Annotated in this window: 13 protein-coding genes; 6 read left to right on the top strand and 7 right to left on the bottom strand. The window is 65.2% G+C overall.

What is annotated here, in order from left to right; genetic code table 11:
• The first annotated feature begins 8 nt into the window (after positions 1 to 8).
• Positions 9 to 956, top strand: a complete 948-nt coding sequence (gene phhA, locus AAEO60_RS15095) for a phenylalanine 4-monooxygenase (RefSeq protein WP_341674540.1) — start codon at positions 9 to 11, stop codon at positions 954 to 956.
• Here phhA and AAEO60_RS15090 read toward each other — a convergent pair.
• The 4 genes from AAEO60_RS15090 to AAEO60_RS15075 form a co-directional block, all read right to left on the bottom strand.
• Positions 953 to 1,222, bottom strand: coding sequence for a GlsB/YeaQ/YmgE family stress response membrane protein (locus tag AAEO60_RS15090; protein ID WP_341674539.1), 270 nt, complete (start codon positions 1,220 to 1,222; stop codon positions 953 to 955). The genes phhA and AAEO60_RS15090 overlap by 4 nt on opposite strands.
• A gap of 119 nt (positions 1,223 to 1,341) precedes the next feature.
• Positions 1,342 to 2,187: an undecaprenyl-diphosphate phosphatase gene (locus AAEO60_RS15085; protein WP_341674538.1), complete on the bottom strand. Its 846-nt coding sequence runs from the start codon at positions 2,185 to 2,187 to the stop codon at positions 1,342 to 1,344.
• A 111-nt stretch (positions 2,188 to 2,298) separates the two neighbouring features.
• Positions 2,299 to 4,419 (bottom strand): M13 family metallopeptidase, encoded by a 2,121-nt coding sequence (locus AAEO60_RS15080; RefSeq protein WP_341674537.1) that lies wholly within the window; start codon positions 4,417 to 4,419, stop codon positions 2,299 to 2,301.
• 129 nt (positions 4,420 to 4,548) lie between these two features.
• Positions 4,549 to 6,333, bottom strand: coding sequence for an ABC transporter transmembrane domain-containing protein (locus tag AAEO60_RS15075; RefSeq protein WP_341674536.1), 1,785 nt, complete (start codon positions 6,331 to 6,333; stop codon positions 4,549 to 4,551).
• 200 nt (positions 6,334 to 6,533) lie between these two features.
• Here AAEO60_RS15075 and AAEO60_RS15070 point away from each other — a divergent pair, with 200 nt between their 5' ends.
• Complete coding sequence (locus AAEO60_RS15070; RefSeq protein ID WP_341674535.1) at positions 6,534 to 7,766, top strand: polyhydroxyalkanoate depolymerase; 1,233 nt, start codon at positions 6,534 to 6,536, stop codon at positions 7,764 to 7,766.
• A gap of 1 nt (position 7,767) precedes the next feature.
• Here the strand turns inward: AAEO60_RS15070 and AAEO60_RS15065 are convergent, their stop codons facing one another.
• From AAEO60_RS15065 to AAEO60_RS15055, 3 genes are read right to left on the bottom strand one after another with little or no spacing between them, the layout of a single operon-like run.
• The gene (locus tag AAEO60_RS15065; protein ID WP_341674534.1) at positions 7,768 to 8,850 is read right to left on the bottom strand and encodes an acyltransferase family protein; all 1,083 of its coding nucleotides are present in this window, start codon (positions 8,848 to 8,850) and stop codon (positions 7,768 to 7,770) included.
• Positions 8,847 to 10,247 (bottom strand): putative O-glycosylation ligase, exosortase A system-associated, encoded by a 1,401-nt coding sequence (locus AAEO60_RS15060; RefSeq protein ID WP_341674533.1) that lies wholly within the window; start codon positions 10,245 to 10,247, stop codon positions 8,847 to 8,849. Before AAEO60_RS15060 ends, AAEO60_RS15065 begins: the two co-directional genes overlap by 4 nt.
• Positions 10,240 to 10,404: a hypothetical protein gene (locus AAEO60_RS15055; RefSeq protein WP_341674532.1), complete on the bottom strand. Its 165-nt coding sequence runs from the start codon at positions 10,402 to 10,404 to the stop codon at positions 10,240 to 10,242. The genes AAEO60_RS15060 and AAEO60_RS15055 overlap by 8 nt, the downstream gene beginning before the upstream one ends.
• 88 nt (positions 10,405 to 10,492) lie before the next feature.
• Between AAEO60_RS15055 and AAEO60_RS15050 the strand changes: the two genes are divergently transcribed.
• The 4 genes from AAEO60_RS15050 (at position 10,493) to AAEO60_RS15035 (ending at position 19,914) form a co-directional block, all read left to right on the top strand.
• Positions 10,493 to 11,722, top strand: a complete 1,230-nt coding sequence (locus AAEO60_RS15050) for a TIGR04063 family PEP-CTERM/XrtA system glycosyltransferase (protein WP_341674531.1) — start codon at positions 10,493 to 10,495, stop codon at positions 11,720 to 11,722.
• Positions 11,723 to 11,767: 45 nt separating this feature from the next.
• The gene (locus AAEO60_RS15045) at positions 11,768 to 13,624 is read left to right on the top strand and encodes a hypothetical protein (protein WP_341674530.1); all 1,857 of its coding nucleotides are present in this window, start codon (positions 11,768 to 11,770) and stop codon (positions 13,622 to 13,624) included.
• Positions 13,625 to 13,773: 149 nt separating this feature from the next.
• On the top strand, positions 13,774 to 18,465 hold the full coding sequence (gene gltB, locus AAEO60_RS15040) for a glutamate synthase large subunit (RefSeq protein ID WP_341674529.1): 4,692 nt from the start codon (positions 13,774 to 13,776) through the stop codon (positions 18,463 to 18,465).
• A gap of 12 nt (positions 18,466 to 18,477) precedes the next feature.
• Complete coding sequence (locus AAEO60_RS15035) at positions 18,478 to 19,914, top strand: glutamate synthase subunit beta (RefSeq protein ID WP_341674528.1); 1,437 nt, start codon at positions 18,478 to 18,480, stop codon at positions 19,912 to 19,914.
• Positions 19,915 to 19,952 lie beyond the last annotated feature (38 nt).

The following is a 19,952-nucleotide window of genomic DNA, read 5'->3' as shown; positions in this document are numbered from 1 at the left end:
TCGCGAACATGAGCAGCAATGCCGATCATTCGGGAGAGACACAGGACTTCCGCACCCTGCCGGAAGTCCCCGACGAGGTGTTCACGGCCCCGCTGAAGCGGCCCGCCCACGTGGGCGAGGACTGGCTGGAACCCGCGCAGACGCAGTATTCCTCGGAAGACGACGCGGTGTGGGACGACCTGTTCGCGCGGCAGATGGAAATCCTCCCCGGCCGCGCCTGTTCGGCCATGCTGCACGGCCTCGAAAAGCTCGACCTTGGCAAGGGCGGCGTTCCCGATTTCGGCGAACTGTCGGAGGAACTCGGCAAGCTGACCGGGTGGAGCGTCGTGCCCGTACCCATGCTGATCCCCGATCACGTGTTCTTCTGGCACCTCGCCAATCGCCGTTTCCCGGCAGGCAATTTCATCCGCACGCGCGAGACCTTCGACTACATCCAGGAACCCGACGTGTTCCACGATGTCTTCGGCCACGTCCCGTTGCTGACCGACCCGACCTTTGCCGATTACATGCAGGAATATGGCCGCGCCGGATGGAAGGCCATGCGTTACAACAGGCTCAAGGCACTCGGCGCGCTCTACTGGTACACGGTGGAGTTCGGGCTGATCATGGAGAACGGCGAGCCGCGCATCTACGGCGCTGGCATCTCGTCCGGCCCGACCGAGGCCGTCTTCGCGCTGGAGGCGGAAAGCCCCAACCGCATCATGCTCAATGTCGACCGGGTCATGCGCACCGACTACGTCATCGACGACCTGCAGCCGACCTACTTCGTGATCGAGAGCTTCGAGGACCTTTACCGGCAGACGGTGGAGCGCGACTTTGACCGGCTCTACCGCAACCTCGGCGCCAGCTTCACCTACGCCAATTCAGCGGTGATCGATGTCGACAACGTGGTGCACCGCGGAACGCAGGAATACTTCCTGCGCGGCGGGCGCGGCAGCAGTGCGAAGCCCGTCTAGAATATCTGCATGTCGCGGAGCATGCTGGCAGAAACGACGGCAGTGATCGAGCCACCAAGCGCAACCAGAAGTTCGTCTACGGTATAGGTGCCGGCGCCCAGGCTGCCGCCGACCAGCACGGGACTGAGCAAGAGTCCGGCAACCAGTGCACCGACAATTCCGGCTCCGAGGTTTACCAGCAGTGCGCGCGAATCTACCGCGCGCTGCACGATCGCGGCCAGCCATCCGGCGGCGGCTCCGACAACGATCATGAATATGTAACCCATCGGGCTGGCCTCGGTTTCCTTCTTGCGTCACCCGTCAACGGAATAGGGCGAGCGAAGGTTCCGGGAAACGCGACGAACCGTGGAAGCCTTTCAGCGTGATTTCAGGCGGCTAGGGCCCGTCAGAACATCACCAGCAGCGCCACGCCCATGACCACCCGGTAAATCACGAAGACCAGCATCGAGGCGCGCTTCAGGAAGTTCATGAGGAAGGCCATCGTCGCGAATGCCGCGATGAAGGTGAGCACACCGGTAATCAGGGCTTCCGTCAGCAGGTCGCTGCTCGCTTCCATCAGGTCCGGCACGATCAGCACGCCCGCGCCCGCTACTGCGGGGATCGACAACAGGAAGGAGAAGCGCGCTGACTCTACCCGATCGAAACCGAGCGTACGCGCCATGGTCATGGTGACGCCCGAACGGCTGGTGCCCGGAATCAGCGCCAGCGCCTGGGCCAGACCCACCAGCAAGCCGTCGTGCCAGGTCATGTCCTCGTAGGCGCGATCAGTGCGGCCAAAGCGGTCTGCCAGGCCCAGCAGCACACCGTAGAAGATCAGGTTGCAGGCGATGAGATCAGTCAGGCGCAGCGAGGCGAGCAGGTCGTGGTCGACGATGGTCAGGCCAAACAGGCTCTCCGCCACGCCGTTGAGCGACCCGGACTTGATCGCCAGTCCGAACAGCACGGCGGGGATGGTGCCCAGCACGATCCACCAGAACAGCTTCTTCTGCTCGGGGGCCTGGCCGATGCCGACCGTGGCAAAGCCGCCGCGCGCCAGTCCCCAGGCGTCCTTGAAGAAATAGACGATGATCGCCAGCAGCGAGCCGATGTGCACCGCGATGTCGAGCATCGGGCCCTGGTCCGGGAAATCCATGATCTTCGGCACCAGGATCAGGTGGCCCGACGAGGAAATCGGCAGGAATTCGGTGATCCCCTGCACCACGGCGAGGATCAGCATCTGGAGGAAGGTCATGAAGCGGTCTGCGTCCCGGAAACGAAGGAATGTCCCGCCTCCAATGCAAAGGGGGCGAAGTCAAGCCCAAGGCCCGACCCGCCCCCTTCAACGGTTGGATTGTCGCGGTGATTACCAGATCCGGATGCGTTCTTCCGGCGGCAGGTAGAGATCGTCTTCCGGGCCGACGTCGAAGGCATCGTACCAGGCATCGAGGTGACGCACGGCGTTGTTGAGGCGGAACTCACCCGGCGGGTGGTTGGCCGTCATCACGCGGTTGCGCAGGCTTTCCTCGCGCTCCATCCCGCGCCACACCTGGGCGAAGCCGAGGAAGAAGCGCTGGTCGCCGGTGAGGCCGTCGATCACCGGTGCTTCCTCGCCGTCCAGCGACAGGCGGTAGGCGCGGTAGGCCATCTGCAGGCCGACCACGTCGCCCAGCGTTTCGCCCATCGACTGCTGGCCGCGCAGGCAGACCGGGCCTTCCGGGCTGTCGACCGGGCAGTAGGCCTCGATGAATTCGGCCATGCGCGCGGTAAACTCCTCGAAGCCTTCGCGGTCCGAATCCTGCCACCAGTTTCGCAAGGTGCCGGTGGCGTCGTACTGCGAGCCCTGGTCATCGTAGCCGTGGCCGATCTCGTGACCGATCACCGCGCCGATGCCCCCGTAGTTGACGGCCGGATCGGCCTCCGCATTGAAGAACGGCGGCTGCAGGATCGCGGCGGGGAAGACGATGCGGTTGGTCAGCGGCGAATAGTAGGCATTCACCGTCTGCGGCAGCATGCCCCATTCGCTGGGATCGACCTGCGTGCCGAGGCGCGACAGGTTGTCTGCCTGGTTCCAGGCAATGGTGTTGATGCGGTTCGCCAGCGGATCGTCAGGGGTGATTTCGAGGCCGTCATAGGTCTCGAACTCGTCCGGGTAGCCGACCATGGGCACGAAGCCTTCCAGCTTGGTGCGGGCTTCGGCGATGGTTTCCGGCGTCATCCACTCGTTGTTGTCGAGAGCCATGTTCATGGCGCGCTGGAGGTTGCCCACCAGCTCTTCCATGCGGGCCTTGCTTTCCGGCGGGAAGTACCGCTCGACGTAGAGCGCACCCAGCTGCTCGCCCAGGGCACCCTCGACCGAGGCGATGGCGCGCTTCCAGCGTTCCTGCTGCTGTTCCTGGCCGTTGATCGTGCGGCCGAAGAACTCGAAGTTGGCCTCGTCGAGCTCGCTCGACAGCACCGACGCATTCGAGGACAGGAAACGCACGGCCATGTAAGCCTTGATCGTTGCCAGCGGGGTTTCGGTGACCAGCTCCATCATCGCCGGCAGGCCGCCGCCGATCATGGCCAGCTCGTCTTCGGTCAGGCCGAGCGCAGCGATCTCTTCTTCTGTCGGCGGCAGCTGCGGCGCGAGGAAGCGCGTCTGGTCGGAGAAGTGACCGGCTTCCAGCAGCGTGGTGATGGGGAAGTCGCCGGACAGTTCTTCCAGCTCTTCCGGCGTCAGCACGTTGTAGGTCAGCTGCGGCATGCGCAGGACCTGGCGCGCCCATTCCAGCTCGGCCACGTCGTGCTCGAAGGCATAGACGGCTTCGGCGGCAGCGCGCGGATCGGCATAGCCGGCCTGGCCCAGCAAGAAGGTCAGGTAGTCCTTGTAAGCGTCGCGGATGGCAATGTTGCTCTCGCTGTCGACGAGGTAATAGTCGCGGTCGGGCAGGCCCATGCCGCTGAAGCCGATCGAGACGGCATATTCGGTGGGGTTGCGCGCGTCGATACCGACGCCGGCGCTCACCAGGGCGGGATAGCCGGGTTCCTCGAACAGCTGCACCAGCCGGTTGAGGTCAGGCGCATTGTAGATCTCGGAGAGGTAGGGATAGGCCGGCGCCAGGCCGCTGGCATCGATGGCGTCCATATCGACATAGGCGTTGTAGGCGTCGACGATACGGCGCGCCGTGGTGCCCGGTGCCGGGTTCGACGCGACGAGGTCACGCACCAGCGTTTCGACGTCGACGATCGATTGCTCGCGCAGCAGGTCGAAAGCGCCAAAGCGGTTGCGATCAGCCGGGATCTCGTTCTCGGCAACCCAGCGGCCATTGGTATAGGAATTGAAGTTGTCGCCCGGATCGACCGAGGGATCGAGCTGGGTCAGGTCGACACCCCAGGTGCCGAATTCCATGGCCGGCAGGTCTGCGGCTTGGTCCTGCGCCAGGGCGGGGGCGGAAACGGCAAGGCCGAGGGCCGACACCGAAGTGACTAGGATTTTACGGATCATGTTGTTCTGCGTCCCTTGGGTAAGAATGCGGGATAGGATGGAGTTCGCCTGCGAACGGCTACCCGTTTCTGTCGTTACCAAATCGATTAAGCGTCGAGTCCGCTCGACGCAAGTCATCGGGGGCTGGTGTCAGCTGGCCGCAGGTTCGTCGAATTGGAGCGAGGCAAGGCGGGCGTAGAGCCCGCCCTTGGCGGTCAGGCTGGCGTGGTCGCCCAGTTCGACAATGCGCCCGCCTTCCATGACCACGATCCGGTCCGACGCACGGACTGTGGCCAGCCGGTGCGCGATGACCAGCGTGGTGCGATTTTCCATCAGGCGCTCGAGCGCGTCCTGCACCAGCCGCTCGCTTTCGGCATCCAGCGCAGAGGTCGCCTCGTCGAGCAGCAGGATCGGCGCATCGCGCAGCAGGGCGCGGGCAATGGCAACGCGCTGGCGCTGGCCGCCGGAAAGCCGCGCGCCGCCTTCACCCAGGAAGGTGTCGAGGCCATCGGGCAGGTCGCGCAGGAACTCCTCGGCATTGGCAGCGCGGGCGGCATCCCAGATGGCGTCCTCGCCCACGTCCCACGCCCCGTAGCGCAGGTTGTCGCGGGCGGAGGCGGCGAACAGGATGCCTTCCTGCGGCACCAGCGCCATGCGGCGGCGCACGTCGGCAGGGTCAGCCTGGGTCAGCGGCACGCCGTCCATCTTGATGGTGCCGCTGGTGGGATCGTAGAACCGCTCGGCCAGCTGGAAGATGGTCGACTTGCCCGCGCCAGAGGGGCCGACAATCGCGACAGTTTCGCCCGGCTCCACGGTCAGGGAAAAGTCGGCGATGGCCTGTTCGCCAGGGCGCGTCGGATAGCTGAAACTGACGTTCTCGAACGCCAGGCTGCCGCGCGGCGGTTCGGGCAAGGCCTGCGGACGGGCAGGCGCGGTAATCTCGGGCTGCTCGTCCAGCAGTTCGTGCAGGCGACTGGCTGCACCGGCCCCGCGCAGCAGGTCGCCATAGACCTCGGTCAGGGCACCGAAGCTGCCCGCCGCGATCATGCCACCGGCGACAAACGAGGTGATCGTGCCCCCGGTGATGGTTCCGTCGCTGACGAGGATTGCGCCGCGCCAGAGCAGCAATGTGACCGCCCCGAAGATCAGCGTCATGACGATGGCCGTCATCAGCGCGCGGATCAGGATACGCCGCTTGGCGACGGTGAAGGTATCCTCCACCGCTTCATTGAAGCGGCCTGACTCGCGCTGCTCCTGGTTGAATCCCTGCACGATCTTCATCGCGGACAGCACTTCGGTCGTAATCGCGCCGACATCGGCCACGCGGTCCTGGCTGGCCCGGCTGACATTGCGCAGCCGCTTGCCGAACAGGGCGATGGGGACGATCACCACGGGAATGCCCGCCAGCAACCACACGGTGAGCTGCGGGGCCAGCCAGAACAGGTATCCGGTGCCCAGCACCGCCATGATCGCGTTGCGCAGCGCCACCGAGACCGTGGTTCCCACCACCGTCTCGATGATCGCCGTGTCCGACGTCATCCGGCTGGAGATTTCCTTGGGGCTGTTCTCTTCGAAGAACCCCGGCGAGAGCCGCAGGAGATTGGTGTAAACCTTCTCGCGGATATCGGCGACCACACGCTCGCCCAGCCACGAGACGAAGTAGAACCGCAAGGCCGTGCCCAGGCCCAGCACTCCGACCAGCAACAGCAGGTAGCGGAACCAGCGATCGATATCGCCATCCCCGCCGAAGCCGCGATCGACGACCAGCTTCAGGCCGTAGGGAATAGCCACCGACATCACCGATGCGGTGACCAGCAAGGCCATGGCAGCGAGCGAGATCTGCAGCGGGTATTTCGCGGCTTCCCGGAAAATCATCTTCAGCGGGCTGAGGTTGCGCGCCTTTTTCGGCTCTTCTTTGATCTCGGGAGATGCCATGGTGCGCGTGCCCTAGCCGAAAGATTCTGCGCTTTGAAGCGGGCTTGGCGCGAAATTCGCCCTTCGCTGTCGCAGGAACTTATGCCGCATTGCACAATTGACCCAAAAGGGGCATGTGAACCCCAACCGGGCGGCACATGCGAGAAACGCAGGCCGCATTGACTGGCGCCCAACCCGGGCGACACGCAGGGGACGCATTAGTGCTCTATTCCGCTTATGAAATGCAGCGCGCGCTGTTCACCACCGCTGGCCATTGGGCATCGGTGGGGGCGCAGCTGCTCGACAACCCCATGCTGCCGATGGGCTACATGGGCACGGGGCCGGCCGTGGCTTCGGCGCTGAAGGTGTTCGCGCACCTCTACGAAGATCGCGGCAAGCCCGAATTCGACATCCAGCCGGTCATGATCGGGGACGAGGCCAAGCCCGTCAGCGAAGAGGTCGTGCTGGAAAAGCCGTTCGGCACCCTGCGCCGCTTTGCCCGCGCGGACTTGCCCAAGGACGCGCCCAAGCTGCTGATCATCGCGCCGATGAGCGGCCACTATGCCACGCTGCTGCGCGGCACGGTGCAGCGCATGGTCGAAAACCAGGAAGTGTGGATCACCGACTGGGTCGACGCGCGGCTGGTGCCGCTGTCCGCCGGGCATTTCGACCTCGACGACTACATCGACTACCTGATCGAATTCCTGCAGTTCATCGGTCCCGGCACCCACATGCTGGCCGTATGCCAGCCGTCGGTCCCCGCCTTTGCGGCGACGGCGGTGATGGGCGCGACGAAGGACCCTTGCCGCCCCGCCTCGCTGACCATGATGGGCGGCCCGATCGATACCCGCGCCAGCCCCACGGGCGTCAACGACCTGGCCATGGAAAAGCCGCTCAGCTGGTTCCAGAACAACGTGATCGCGACCGTGCCGCTCAACTACCCGGGCGCGGGCCGCAAGGTCTATCCGGGCTTCCTGCAGCTGGCCGGCTTCCTGTCCATGAACCTCGCGGATCACATGCTGAGCCATTACGAGATGTTCAAGCACATGACCGTGGGCGACCAGGAAAGCGCGGACCGCACCAAGCAGTTCTATGACGAATACCTGTCGGTCTGCGACATGACGGCGGAATTCTACCTGCAGACGATCGAACACGTGTTCCAGGAACACTCGCTGCCCAAGGGCGAGTTCGTCCACCGCGGCAAGCCGATCGATCCCGATGCCATCCGCGACACCGCGCTGCTGGCGATCGAGGGCGAACACGACGACATTTCGGGCATCGGCCAGACGCGCGCTGCGCTGGACCTGGCCGAACACCTGCCCATCGCCATGAAGAAGTACCACCTCGCCCCCGACGTGGGCCATTACGGCATTTTCAACGGCAGCAAGTGGCGCACCAAGATCGCCCCGGTGGTCGAGGAATGGATCCGCGCGCACCCCGAGGTGGGCAAGTAGGTTACTCGGCAGGAACGGCGTTGTTCCTACTCAGCGGCGAGCGTTGGTTCAGCCACCGCTGCGCGGGCTTCTCCAGCCAGCGGTAGAGCGCGCCGGACAGTCCCAGCAGCACCAGCAGGTAAGCCGCGAAGACGGCAGGCGCAATCTGCAGGTCGGGGCCGACCGCAACCAGTTTCAGCAGCACCAGCAGCGGGAAATGGACGAGGTAGGTCGCGTAACTGGTATCGCCCAGCCACACGACCGGGCGGCTGGACAGCACCTTCGCCAGCGGGCCCGTGTCGAGCGCCAGCGCCAGCAGCAGCGCGGCAAAGGCTAGCGGAATACCCAGCGTTTCCGGCAGGGCGAAGAGCACCAGCAGGCTGCCCATCAGCACCGCGCAGGCATAGGCCGATACCGGCGAGACGCGGTCGCGCCAGCCGAGCCAGACCAGCGCCAGCATCATGCCAATCAGGAATTGCAGCAGGCAGCGGACAAGGCCCAACCGGGTGATCTGATCGCCCAGGTTCTCCGCTCCTGCCAGTACGAAGACACCGTGCAACAGTTGCGCGCAGATCAACACTCCTGCCACCAGCAGCGCCGGACGCGCCTTTTCCCAGTGGAAAGCAACGACGGCAAAAGGAAACAGCAGGTAGGCGCCGATCTCGGTGCTGATCGACCACGCCGGGTGGTTCCAGCTGAGGCCCGGGGTAACGCCCCAGTTCTGTACCAGCAGCACGTGCAGCGGCAATTCGGCGAAGGGATAGTTGTCGGTCTCCCGCCCCGTCGCCAGCAGCAGCAGGGCAAAGGCCACCATCCCGGCCAGCACCGCCGCGTGCAGCGGCCAGATGCGCGCGAACCGGCGCCACCAGAACGACTTCGCACCCGCCAGCCCGCTCTCGCGCAGCCTGGGGCCGTAGTTCAGCCACATGACGAAGCCCGACAGGATGAAGAACAGGTCCACCGCGAGGTAACCCTTGCCCGCCACGGCGAGCGCCCCTTCGGGCACCCAGTCGGTGAGCGACCGCCGCGCGTGGTAGAACACCACGAACCACGCGGCGATCCCGCGCAGGCCGGTCAGCGCGGCAAGGTGCGGCGCGCCCTTCACGCTGGCTGGCCTTTTGGGGGCTGGCCTTCTGGGGGCTGGCCTTCGGGCGACTGGTTCGCCAGCCACGGCTTCGGTTGCACCTGCGTGCCCTGCCAGTCGCGCTTCATCAGTGTGTAGAGCGCGATCTGCAGGCCCAGCAGCATGAACATGAAGGGCTGATAGCCCACGCCCACGAAAACCGCGCCGACGAGGTAGACCACGTGCCCTTGCTGCAGGGCCGTGGCCAGCGAGCGCCAGCGCACCTCGCCGGTGTCCTTGCTATCCTTATAGCGTCGGCGAATCCGTTCCATCTGCCACAGGCCAAGCCCGTGCAGCGACAGCCAGATCAGGAAGCCGGGGAAGCCCTGTTCACCCAGCACCTCGAAATAGGCCGAGTGGTAGGCGCGCCCTTCGTCGGTCACTTCCTGGTAGACCACGGTCTCGGTGTTGCCGAGTTCGACGGTCTGGCGGGTGTTGTAGGTAAAGCTGTTGCCGAGGAAGGCGTCGAAGCCGCCGCCCAGCGGGTTCGCCTGCACATAGTCGATGGTCCAGCGCCACACGGCGACGCGCGTGGAGGCGCTCTCGTCGGCCTGGTATTCGGTAATGGTCGACATGCGCTCGGTGTAGCTTGCCGGCAGGAACGGGATGGCGACGAGCAGGGCGAGCCCCGCCAGCCCCGCGTAGACGAAGCGGTACTTCACGCTGCGCAGCACCAGCACGCCCAGCACGGCAATACAGATCAGGCCGGTACGCGTCTGCGTGCCGATCGGGATCAGCAGGCTGGCAAAGACCAGCGCCACGGCAAAGGTCATCGCCAGCTTGCGTTCGGTGAAGATCGAGCCGTGCTTCGCCACCCACAGCGTCAGCGGGACCATGGCGATGGCCACGGTGGACAGGGTGGAGCCTTCGTACAGGCCCGAATTGTCGTCCACAAGCGATGTGAGCACGCCGTAGCCGCCACCTGACAGCACGGTCTTGATGCCCGCCGAAATGATGATCGTTCCCGCCGCCAGCACCATGACCAGCGCCGCGCTTTCGAGCCGGAGCTTGGTGCGCAGGGTCAATGGCAGGAAGGCGGCGAAGAACAGGCTCTTCCACACCCAGTCCCACTTGGTGGCGGCCTCGACCGGGAAGTCCGCGAGGAAGAATGTCGTTATCGCGCACCAGCCGAGCAGGGCGACGATCAGCCCTTGTCGCAAAGTGAAGCGGCTGCCCTGCTTGCTGTCGAGCAGGACATATCCGGCAAAGGCCGCGACGAAACAGAGCAGCGACAGCGAGATCGAAGTGATGATCCCGAAGCCGATCTTCTGCGGTGTGACGATGTCGACGTAGATATAGAGCAGCACCCAGAAGAACGGACGCCTGAACCCCATGGCGACCACGGCGGCAACGAAGGCAAGCAGGACGAGGTCACGCATCGGGCGAACCTTCCTCGCCGGACTCGTCCTTCAGCCACGGGCGCGACGCCTTTTCCGCTGGCGCGCCTTCGACGTCCAGCTCATCGCGCGGCATGAGTCGCCACAGGGCGAGCAGGATCAGCCCGTGCGTCAGCGCAATGGAGAAATAGTCGATCACCCGTCCGGCGTCCTCAATTGGTACACCTGCCCCCTTAGGCCCAAGCTATTGACGCGCCGTTAAGTGTGTTCTGGCAGGAGTTCCGCCGATGACACGCATTCTCCACGTCCTCGACCACTCGCTGCCGATGCACAGCGGCTATACCTTCCGCACGCGGGCGATCCTGCGCGCGCAGCAGGGTATCGGCCTGGAGGTGCGCGGCATTACCGGCCAGCGGCATGTCGCCGAAGGTCCGGCCGTCGAAGAAGTCGATGGCCTGACGTTCCACCGCACCCCCGGCACGGCAAGCGGCCCGGCAGGCCTGAAGGAATGGCGCGAGATCGATGCGCTGGCCGATGCCATTGTCGCGCTGGCAGGCGAATGGCGCCCCGACGTGCTGCACGCCCACTCGCCTGCGCTGAACGGCCTCGCCGCGATCCGGGCTGGCCGGAAGCTGGGCATTCCCGTGGTCTACGAAATTCGCGCCTTCTGGGAAGATGCCGCCGTCGGCAACCTCACGGGGCGCGAGGGTTCGCTCAAGTACCGCCTGACGCGCCAGCTGGAGAACATGGCCGTGCGCGGTGCCGATGCGGTGATGACGATCTGCCAGGGGCTGAAGGACGATCTCGTCTCGCGCGGCTTCCCGGCGGAGAAGATCGGCATCATGCCCAATGGCGTGGACCTGACCACCTTCGGCGAACCTGCCGCGCGCGACGACGTGCTTGCTGCAGAACTCGGTATCGGGAATGGCCCGGTGATCGGCTTCATCGGCAGCTTCTACGACTACGAAGGGCTGGACGACCTGATCGCCGCCATGCCGATGCTGGTGGACCGCCATGAAGGCGCGCACCTGCTGCTGGTGGGCGGCGGACCAATGGACGAGAGCCTGCGCGCGCTGGCAGCGGCGTCACCCGTGGCGGACCGTATCCACTTCACCGGCCGCGTGCCGCATGCCGAAGTGGAGCGCTATTATGCCCTCACCGACGTGATGGCCTACCCGCGCAAGAAAAGCCGGCTGACAGACCTGGTGACCCCGCTCAAGCCGCTCGAAGCCAATGCCCAGATGCAGCTCGTCGCCGCCAGCGATGTCGGCGGGCACCGCGAACTGATCCGCGATGGCGAGACCGGCGTACTGTTCGCGCCCGACGATCCTGCAGCCTGTGCAGCGGCGCTGGCAGACCTTGTCGACCGGCGAAGCGAGTGGGAGGCAATCCGGCAGGCAGCGCGCGACCACGTGAAGGCGCAACATGACTGGGCCACCAACATTCAACGTTATCAGGTCGTTTACCTTGGCCTGCTAGGCAAACCCTTGGATAGCCGCATCCCGGCGGCCGCCTGACCGGTGGCAAGGCCGGAACTACGCGGAGCAAGACAGGATTTGCCCGTGGCCAGCAGCCCCGAGCTCTATGATGAACCGGCGCGCCCGAAGGGTTCGGGTGCCAAGCCGCCGATCACCGCCAGTCCGGCGTTCCGCTGGGTCGTGGCCATCTGGTTCGCTGCCCTGCTGGGTGTCGGCAGCCTTGTCGTACCCGTGGTCCTGCTCGAACGCGCGAGCCTTGCCAGCGGACTCGCCTCCATTCTGCCGCAGGCCGCGCCGCCGCTGGGCTTTACCGCCCGCGCGCTGATTGCCGGTGGCGGCACCATTGGTGGCGCGCTGCTGGGTCTGTTGCTGGCGCGGCTGCTTGTGCGCGACCGGCAGCCCAAGCCTGCCAAGGTGACCAGCCACCGTCCGCTCAGCCCTGCCGAAGACCTCGCCGAACTGGACGATATCGACGAGCCGGCCCCGCCCGCGACCATCGGGGGCCGCCGTCGTGCTCTTGCCATCGCGGAAGAGGAACGGCCAAGCGACTTCCTCAATCTGGTGCCGCTGCCCGGCTTCGACGATCCGGGTGAGCCCATCGAATTCCATTCCGAAGACCCCGAACCGGAACCGGTAGAAGAGTCCGCGACGGACGCGCCGCAGAGCTTCCAGCCGATCGCACCGGACGAGACCGAACAGACTTTGGAGCTCGATCCGGATGCTGAATTAACCGATGAGCAAGGGGCTGCAGGCCATGCTGTCGAAGAATTCCTCCCGTCCGACTCCCACGTCGAGCAGCAGGAGTTCATTGCCTTGGCCGAAGCCAGCGAACCGGTTGTCGAAAAGGACGGGCAGGGCGCCGAGCCGAAGCCGGAGCCCAAGCCGGTGATGGAACCCCTGGCTTTCTCACCACCCTCCATGGCGCGCCCCGTGGTCGCCGACGACGAGGAAGAGGTGGCGGAGGACGAATTCGAGACCGAGGGAGAGGCCGCAGCCGGCCCCGCCCTGGATGACACCGCAGTGCCAGAGAGCGAGGAAGACGTGTCCGACAAGCCAATTTTCGACGCTCCCGAGAGCGCGCAACCGACGCCGTTCGACCAGCCCGCGCCTGTTGCCGCTGAAGCAGGCGAAGATCAGGGCGAAGGCTTGGTCCAGCTGGTCCAGCGCCTTGGCGCAACCCTGGAAAAACACCGCGAATGGAGCGCCGAGCAGGCTGCTGCCGCAGCGGTGCCCGCTCCTGCAGGTCCGGCCTCTGGGGCAGAGCCGGTCTCGGAAGAGGAAGCCGCAGCCGACGCGGCCGTGCCGGAAGACTTCGATCCGGCCGCCGCTGACGAAGCGGCAGAAGCCATGGCAGCATGGTTCGGTTCGTCGCCTGCCGCCGCCGCAGTACCGGCTAAAGAAGAAGAGGCTGCAGAAGACGAACAGACCGATGAGCAGCGGTTTGCGGCATTCGCCAATAGGCTGGCCTCGGTCCGCGAGGATGAAGATGAAGACGATGTCGCCGAACTGGCGGCAACCTTCTCGCTGCCGCTGCCTGCGAACCCCGCCGAGAGCGAGACCCCGCATCCGTCCTTCGACCAGCCACCGGCCGCCGAGATCGGAGAAACCTCCGGCAGCGTCGTGGAAGCAGACGACGAGGAAGACGAAGACGACAGCGCCGATTCGGAGCAGTTTGCTTCGCTTAATCCCTACGCCAACAGGGATGAGGAATTCGTCCGCATCGACGAACCGGAGCCCGAAGCCGATAGTGCCGAACCTGCCGTGCTGTTCCCCGGACAGGAAAGCCGCCGCGCTCCCGAAGCGGCTGCGCGCGCCTTCGATCCGCCTGTCGCACAAGCAGAAAATGCCTCTGCTCGCGCCGAACGCCCCAAGCCGTCGAACGACGACAACGAGCGTGCCCTGCGCGAAGCCTTGATGAACCTGCAACGGATGAGCAAATAGGGCTTGTCCCCGGCAAAGCTTTTCGCAGCGCACAAAACTTGCCAAAATTGTATCCTGTCGCCATGGGGGTGTTTCGCGACATTTTCGTGCAGCACCTGAGGCTGGTGAGTCGCGTTTCGTTGCTGGTGTAACCGGTTGCGAGACGCGGAATGACCCCGCCTCGCAACAGAGAGCCAAGAGTTTTGACCGAGTACCCGTTGCCCCGCGGCCTATACGATCCCGTCAACGAACATGATAACTGCGGCATGGGCTTTGTCGCCCATATCAAGGGCTTCAAATCGCACGGCATCATTACGCAGGGCCTGGAGATCCTGGCCAATCTCGACCATCGCGGCGCGGTGGGTGCCGACCCCTTGCTGGGTGACGGCGCCGGCATCCTGATCCAGATTCCGGACAAGCTCTATCGCAAGTGGGCGGACAGCGAAGGCCTGACCCTGCCGCCGCCGGGCGACTATGCCGTCGCCATGTGCTTCATGCCGCAGGACGCCGAAGCGCGCGACTTCATCACCGGGCAGTTCGAAAAGTTCATCGCCAAGGAAGGCCAGCGCCTGATCGGCTGGCGCGACGTGCCCACCACGCTCGACGGGCTGGGCAAGGCCGTGCTCGAATCGATGCCGGTGATCCGCCAGTGCTTCATCGCCAAGGGTGATAACTGCGCGGACCAGGACGCTTTCGAGCGCAAGCTGATCGTCATCCGCAAGCAGACCCAGAACCCGCTCAAGGATCTGGCCGAAAAGCACGACATGCCGGGGCTGCTCAAGCTCTACATGCCCAGCTTCTCCAGCCGCACGGTGGTCTACAAGGGCCTGCTGCTGGCGAACCAGGTGGGCAGCTTCTACGACGACCTGCGCGATCCCGATTGCGAGAGCGCGCTGGGCCTGGTGCACCAGCGCTTCTCCACCAATACCTTCCCGTCCTGGCGTCTCGCCCAGCCGTTCCGCCTCGCTTGCCACAATGGCGAGATCAACACCGTGCGCGGCAACGTCAACTGGATGAACGCCCGCCGCCGGACGATGGAATCCGACCTGCTCGGCGCCGACCTCGACAAGCTGTGGCCGATCGTGCCGCACGGCCAGTCGGACACTGCCTGCCTCGACAACGCGCTCGAGCTGCTGCTGCTCGGCGGATACAGCCTCGCCCATGCGATGATGATGCTGATCCCCGAAGCCTGGGCCGGCAACGAGCTGATGGATCCGGCGCGCCGCGCCTTCTACGAATACCACGCCGCGCTGATGGAGCCGTGGGACGGCCCTGCTGCCGTGGCATTCACCGATGGCCGCCAGATCGCTGCCACGCTCGACCGCAACGGTCTGCGTCCGGCGCGTTTCTGCGTCACCAAGGACGATCTCGTCTGCCTCGCTTCGGAAAGCGGCGTGCTGCCCTTTGCCGAGGAAGACATCACCCGCAAGTGGCGCCTGCAGCCGGGCAAGATGCTGCTGATCGACCTCGAACAGGGCCGCATCATCGAGGACGAGGAGCTCAAGGCCGAGCTCGCCAATGCCGAACCGTACGAGGAATGGCTGGAAAAGGCGCAGTACAAGCTGCGTGACCTCGAAGCGATCGAGACCGACGCCGAGGCCGTGCAGGAAGACAAGGTCAGCCTGCTCGATCGCCAGCAGGCCTTCGGCTACACGCAGGAGGACATCTCCCGCTTCCTCGAACCCATGGCCGTCAATGCGGACGATCCCATCGGCTCGATGGGTACCGATACCCCGATTGCCGTGCTGTCGAAGCGCAGCCGCCTGCTTTACGACTATTTCAAGCAGAACTTTGCCCAGGTCACCAACCCGCCGATCGACCCGATCCGCGAGGAATTGGTGATGAGCCTGCTGACCATGGTCGGTCCGCGCCCGAACCTGCTGGGCCGTGAAGCCGGTACGCACAAGCGCCTGGAGATCAGCCAGCCGATCCTCACCAACGGCGGCATGGAAAAGATCCGCTCGGTCGAAAGCGTGCTCGACGGCGCCTTCCGTACTGCCACGATCGACATCTGCTGGGACGCCGCGACCGGTGCCGACGGCCTGGCCATGGCGATCAAGGAAATGTGCTGGGCGGCAACCGAGGCCGTGCTGCAGGACAAGAACATCCTGATCCTGTCCGACCGCGGCCAGGGCCCGGACCGCATTCCCATGCCCGCGCTGCTGGCAACCGCCGCCGTCCACCACCAGCTGGTGCGCCAGGGCCTGCGCATGCAGACCGGCATCGTCGTTGAAACCGGCGAAGCGCGCGAAGTGCACCACTTCTGCGTGCTGGCGGGCTACGGCGCGGAAGCGATCAACCCCTACCTCGCCTTCGAGACGCTGGAGGATATCCGCCGGAAGAAGGCGCCCGAACTCACCACCGAACAGGTGGAGAAGAACTACATCAAGGCCGTCGGCAAGGGCATCCGCAAGGTGATGTCGAAGATGGGCATCTCCACCTACCAGTCGTACTGCGGCGCGCAGATTTTCGACGCGGTGGGCCTGTCGAGCGAGTTCGTCGACGCCTACTTCACCCGCACCGCCACCACCATCGAAGGCATCGGCCTGCAGCAGGTCGCGGAAGAGACCGTGCGCCGCCACGCGGCGGCTTACGGCGACAACCCGATCTACCGCAACATGCTCGATGTCGGCGGGATCTACCAGTACCGCCTGCGCGGCGAGGAACACGCCTGGACCCCGGCCAACATCGCCCAGCTGCAGCACGCCGTGCGCGCCGAACACCGCGACGGCAATGCGCAGGAGCAGTACAATGCCTTCGCCAAGTCGGTGAACGAGCAGGCCGAACGCCTGCTGACGATCCGCGGCCTGATGGAACTGAAGCAGGCCGACGAGCCGCTGCCGCTGGAAGAAGTCGAAAGCGCCGAGGACATCGTCAAGCGCTTCAGCACCGGCGCCATGAGCTTCGGCTCGATCAGCCACGAGGCGCACTCGACGCTGGCCATCGCCATGAACCGCATCGGCGGCCGCTCGAACACCGGCGAAGGCGGCGAGGAGCCGGAACGCTTCGTCCCGCTGCCCAATGGCGATTCGATGCGCAGCCGCATCAAGCAGGTCGCTTCGGGCCGGTTCGGCGTCACCACCGAGTACCTCGCCAATTCGGACGATATCCAGATCAAGATGGCGCAGGGCGCAAAGCCCGGCGAAGGCGGACAGCTGCCCGGCCACAAGGTCGACAAGCGAATCGGCGCGGTGCGCCATGCCACGCCCGGCGTGGGCCTGATCTCGCCTCCGCCGCACCACGATATCTACTCGATCGAGGATCTCGCCCAGCTGATCCACGACCTCAAGAACGTGCAGCCGAAATCGCGCATTTCGGTGAAGCTCGTTTCCGAAGTGGGCGTTGGCACCGTGGCTGCAGGCGTTTCCAAGGCGCGCGCCGACCACGTGACCATCTCCGGCTACGAAGGGGGGACGGGCGCTTCGCCGCTGACTTCGCTGACGCACGCCGGTTCGCCGTGGGAGATCGGCCTTGCCGAAACCCAGCAGACCCTGCTGCTCAACGACCTGCGCAGCCGCATCGCGGTGCAGGTCGACGGCGGCCTGCGCACCGGCCGCGACGTCGCCATCGGTGCGCTGCTGGGGGCGGACGAGTTCGGCTTTGCCACGGCCCCGCTGATCGCGGCAGGCTGCATCATGATGCGCAAGTGCCACCTCAACACCTGCCCGGTGGGCGTGGCCACGCAGAACCCCGAACTGCGCAAGCGCTTCGTCGGTCAGCCCGAGCACGTCATCAACTACTTCTTCTTCGTCGCCGAGGAACTGCGCCAGATCATGGCCGAGATGGGCTTCCGCACCGTCGAGGAAATGATCGGCCGGGTGGACCGCATCGACATGAACCGCGCCATCCGTCACTGGAAGGCCGACGGGGTCGACCTGTCGAAGCTGCTGCACACGGTCGAGGTGCCCGCAGGCAAGCAGCTGTTCCACACCGAGGAGCAGGACCACGGGCTCGCAAACGCGCTCGACAACCAGCTGATTGCCGACTGCCAGGACGCCATTGCCAATGGCACTGCGGTGCAGCTGGAATACCCGATCCGCAACCTCAACCGCACCGTCGGCACCATGCTGTCGGGCCGCATCGCCGAGGCATATGGCCACCAGGGCCTGCCGGTCGATACGATCCGCATCCGGTTCACCGGCACGGCCGGCCAGAGCTTCGCAGCATGGCTCGCCCACGGCGTGACGCTGGACCTGGTCGGCGACGGCAACGACTATGTCGGCAAGGGTCTGTCGGGCGGCCGCGTGATCGTGCGCCAGCCGAGCGGAGTGGACCGTGATCCGACCGGCAACATCGTGGTCGGCAACACCTGCCTCTATGGCGCGATTTCGGGCGAAGCCTACTTCTCCGGCGTCGCCGGCGAACGCTTCGCGGTGCGCAATTCGGGTGCCGTGGCTGTTGTCGAAGGCACGGGTGACCATGGCTGCGAGTACATGACCGGCGGCGTTGTTGCCGTGCTCGGCCCGACTGGACGCAACTTCGCGGCCGGCATGTCGGGCGGCATCGCCTACGTCTACGATCCCGACGGCAGCTTCGCCCAGCGCTGCAACATGGCGCAGGTGGACCTGCTGCCGATTGCGGCCAATGCCGACGATCCGGAAGGCACGGGCCTGCCGCAGCAGCGTCCGTCGACGGTCGACGACCTCGGCATGGGCGACCCGCTCTACCATGATGCGGCGCGCCTCAAGATCCTGCTCGAGCGGCACAAGCTGCACACCGGCTCTGCCCGTGCAGCCGAGCTGCTCGACAACTGGGACAATACGCTCGGCCACTTCCTGAAAGTGATGCCGAAGGACTATGCACGCGCGCTCAAGCAGCTTGAGGCAGAGCGCGATGAAGCCGCCTCGGTCGCGGCTGAATAGGGTTTAAGAACAATGGGAAAAGAGACAGGCTTTCTCGAAGTCGACCGCAAGGATCGCACCTACGACGATCCCAAGGAACGGCTGAAGCACTACAAGGAATTCGTGGTCCCGCACACCGAACCGGCGCTGCGTGAACAGGCGAGCCGCTGCATGAACTGCGGCATTCCCTACTGTCACAACGGCTGTCCGGTGAACAACATCATCCCGGACTGGAACCACCTCGTCTACGAGGGTGACTGGAAGAACGCGCTCGAAGTGCTGCATTCGACCAACAACTTCCCCGAATTCACCGGCCGCGTCTGCCCTGCCCCGTGCGAGGCGAGCTGCACGCTCAACATCACGGACCAGCCGGTCACCATCAAGTCGATCGAATGTGCCATCGTCGATCGCGGGTGGAAGGAAGGCTGGATCGAGCCGCAGGTACCGGCAAAGCAGACCGGCAAGAGCGTGGCCGTGGTCGGCTCCGGCCCGGCCGGCATGGCCTGCGCCCAGCAGCTGGCCCGCGCGGGCCATTCGGTGACCCTGTTCGAGAAGTCGGACCGGATCGGCGGGCTGCTGCGGTACGGCATCCCCGACTTCAAGATGGAGAAGAGCCAGATCAACCGCCGCGCGGTGCAGATGGAGGCCGAAGGCGTGACCTTCAAAACCTCCACCGAGGTCGGCGTCGATATCTCGATCAAGAACCTCAAGGAGAACTTCGACGCGGTGGTGCTGTCAGGCGGCGCGGAACATGCGCGCCCGCTGCAGATCCCCGGCGCCGAACTGCCCGGCGTGCGGCAGGCGATGGAATTCCTCACCCAGCAGAACAAGCGCGTGGCGGGCGACGATGAAACCCGCGCCGCCCCGCGCGGCACGCTGACCGCCACCGGCAAGCACGTGATCGTGATCGGCGGCGGTGACACCGGCTCCGACTGCGTCGGCACCTCCAACCGGCAAGGCGCTGCCTCGGTCACCCAGATCGAGATCATGCCGCAGCCGCCCGCGCACGAGAACAAGCTGCTCACCTGGCCCGATTGGCCGATGAAGCTGCGCACCTCCACCAGCCACGAGGAAGGCGTCGAACGCGACTGGTCGGTCCTCACCAAGGAAGTGGTGGGCGAAGACGGCAAGGTGACTGGCCTCAAGTGCGTGCGTGCCGACTGGTCCGAAGGCCAGCTGAAGGAAGTGCCGGACAGCGAATTCACCCTCAAGGCTGACCTGATCCTGCTCGCCATGGGCTTCCTCGGCCCGCGCAAGCAGGGCATGATCGAGCAGTCGGGCGTGGAACTGACCGAGCGCGGCAACGTCGACGCCAACACCCACGACTACCAGACCAGCGACGAGCAGATCTGGGCCTGCGGTGACATGCGGCGCGGCCAGAGCCTGGTGGTCTGGGCCATCCGCGAGGGCCGCCAGTGCGCCGCCGCCGTGGACGAAGCGCTGATGGGAGCCACCGAATTGCCGCGCTGACGGCAATTCCGGAAGTCTGTCATCAAACTGCAATGTTA

The organism is Aurantiacibacter gilvus, assembly GCF_038289935.1.
GTDB lineage: Bacteria > Pseudomonadota > Alphaproteobacteria > Sphingomonadales > Sphingomonadaceae > Alteraurantiacibacter > Alteraurantiacibacter gilvus.
This window is presented reverse-complemented; position numbering and strand designations above follow the sequence as displayed.

Excerpts from the sequence above, each read along its gene's own strand:
- phhA (WP_341674540.1), top strand. The coding sequence starts at position 9 with ATGAGCAGCAATGCCGATCATTCGGGAGAGACACAGGACTTCCGCACC.
- AAEO60_RS15090 (WP_341674539.1), bottom strand. The coding sequence starts at position 1,222 with ATGGGTTACATATTCATGATCGTTGTCGGAGCCGCCGCCGGATGGCTG.
- AAEO60_RS15085 (WP_341674538.1), bottom strand. The coding sequence starts at position 2,187 with ATGACCTTCCTCCAGATGCTGATCCTCGCCGTGGTGCAGGGGATCACC.
- AAEO60_RS15080 (WP_341674537.1), bottom strand. The coding sequence starts at position 4,419 with ATGATCCGTAAAATCCTAGTCACTTCGGTGTCGGCCCTCGGCCTTGCC.
- AAEO60_RS15075 (WP_341674536.1), bottom strand. The coding sequence starts at position 6,333 with ATGGCATCTCCCGAGATCAAAGAAGAGCCGAAAAAGGCGCGCAACCTC.
- AAEO60_RS15060 (WP_341674533.1), bottom strand. The coding sequence starts at position 10,247 with ATGCGTGACCTCGTCCTGCTTGCCTTCGTTGCCGCCGTGGTCGCCATG.
- AAEO60_RS15050 (WP_341674531.1), top strand. The coding sequence starts at position 10,493 with ATGACACGCATTCTCCACGTCCTCGACCACTCGCTGCCGATGCACAGC.
- gltB (WP_341674529.1), top strand. The coding sequence starts at position 13,774 with ATGACCCCGCCTCGCAACAGAGAGCCAAGAGTTTTGACCGAGTACCCG.
- AAEO60_RS15035 (WP_341674528.1), top strand. The coding sequence starts at position 18,478 with ATGGGAAAAGAGACAGGCTTTCTCGAAGTCGACCGCAAGGATCGCACC.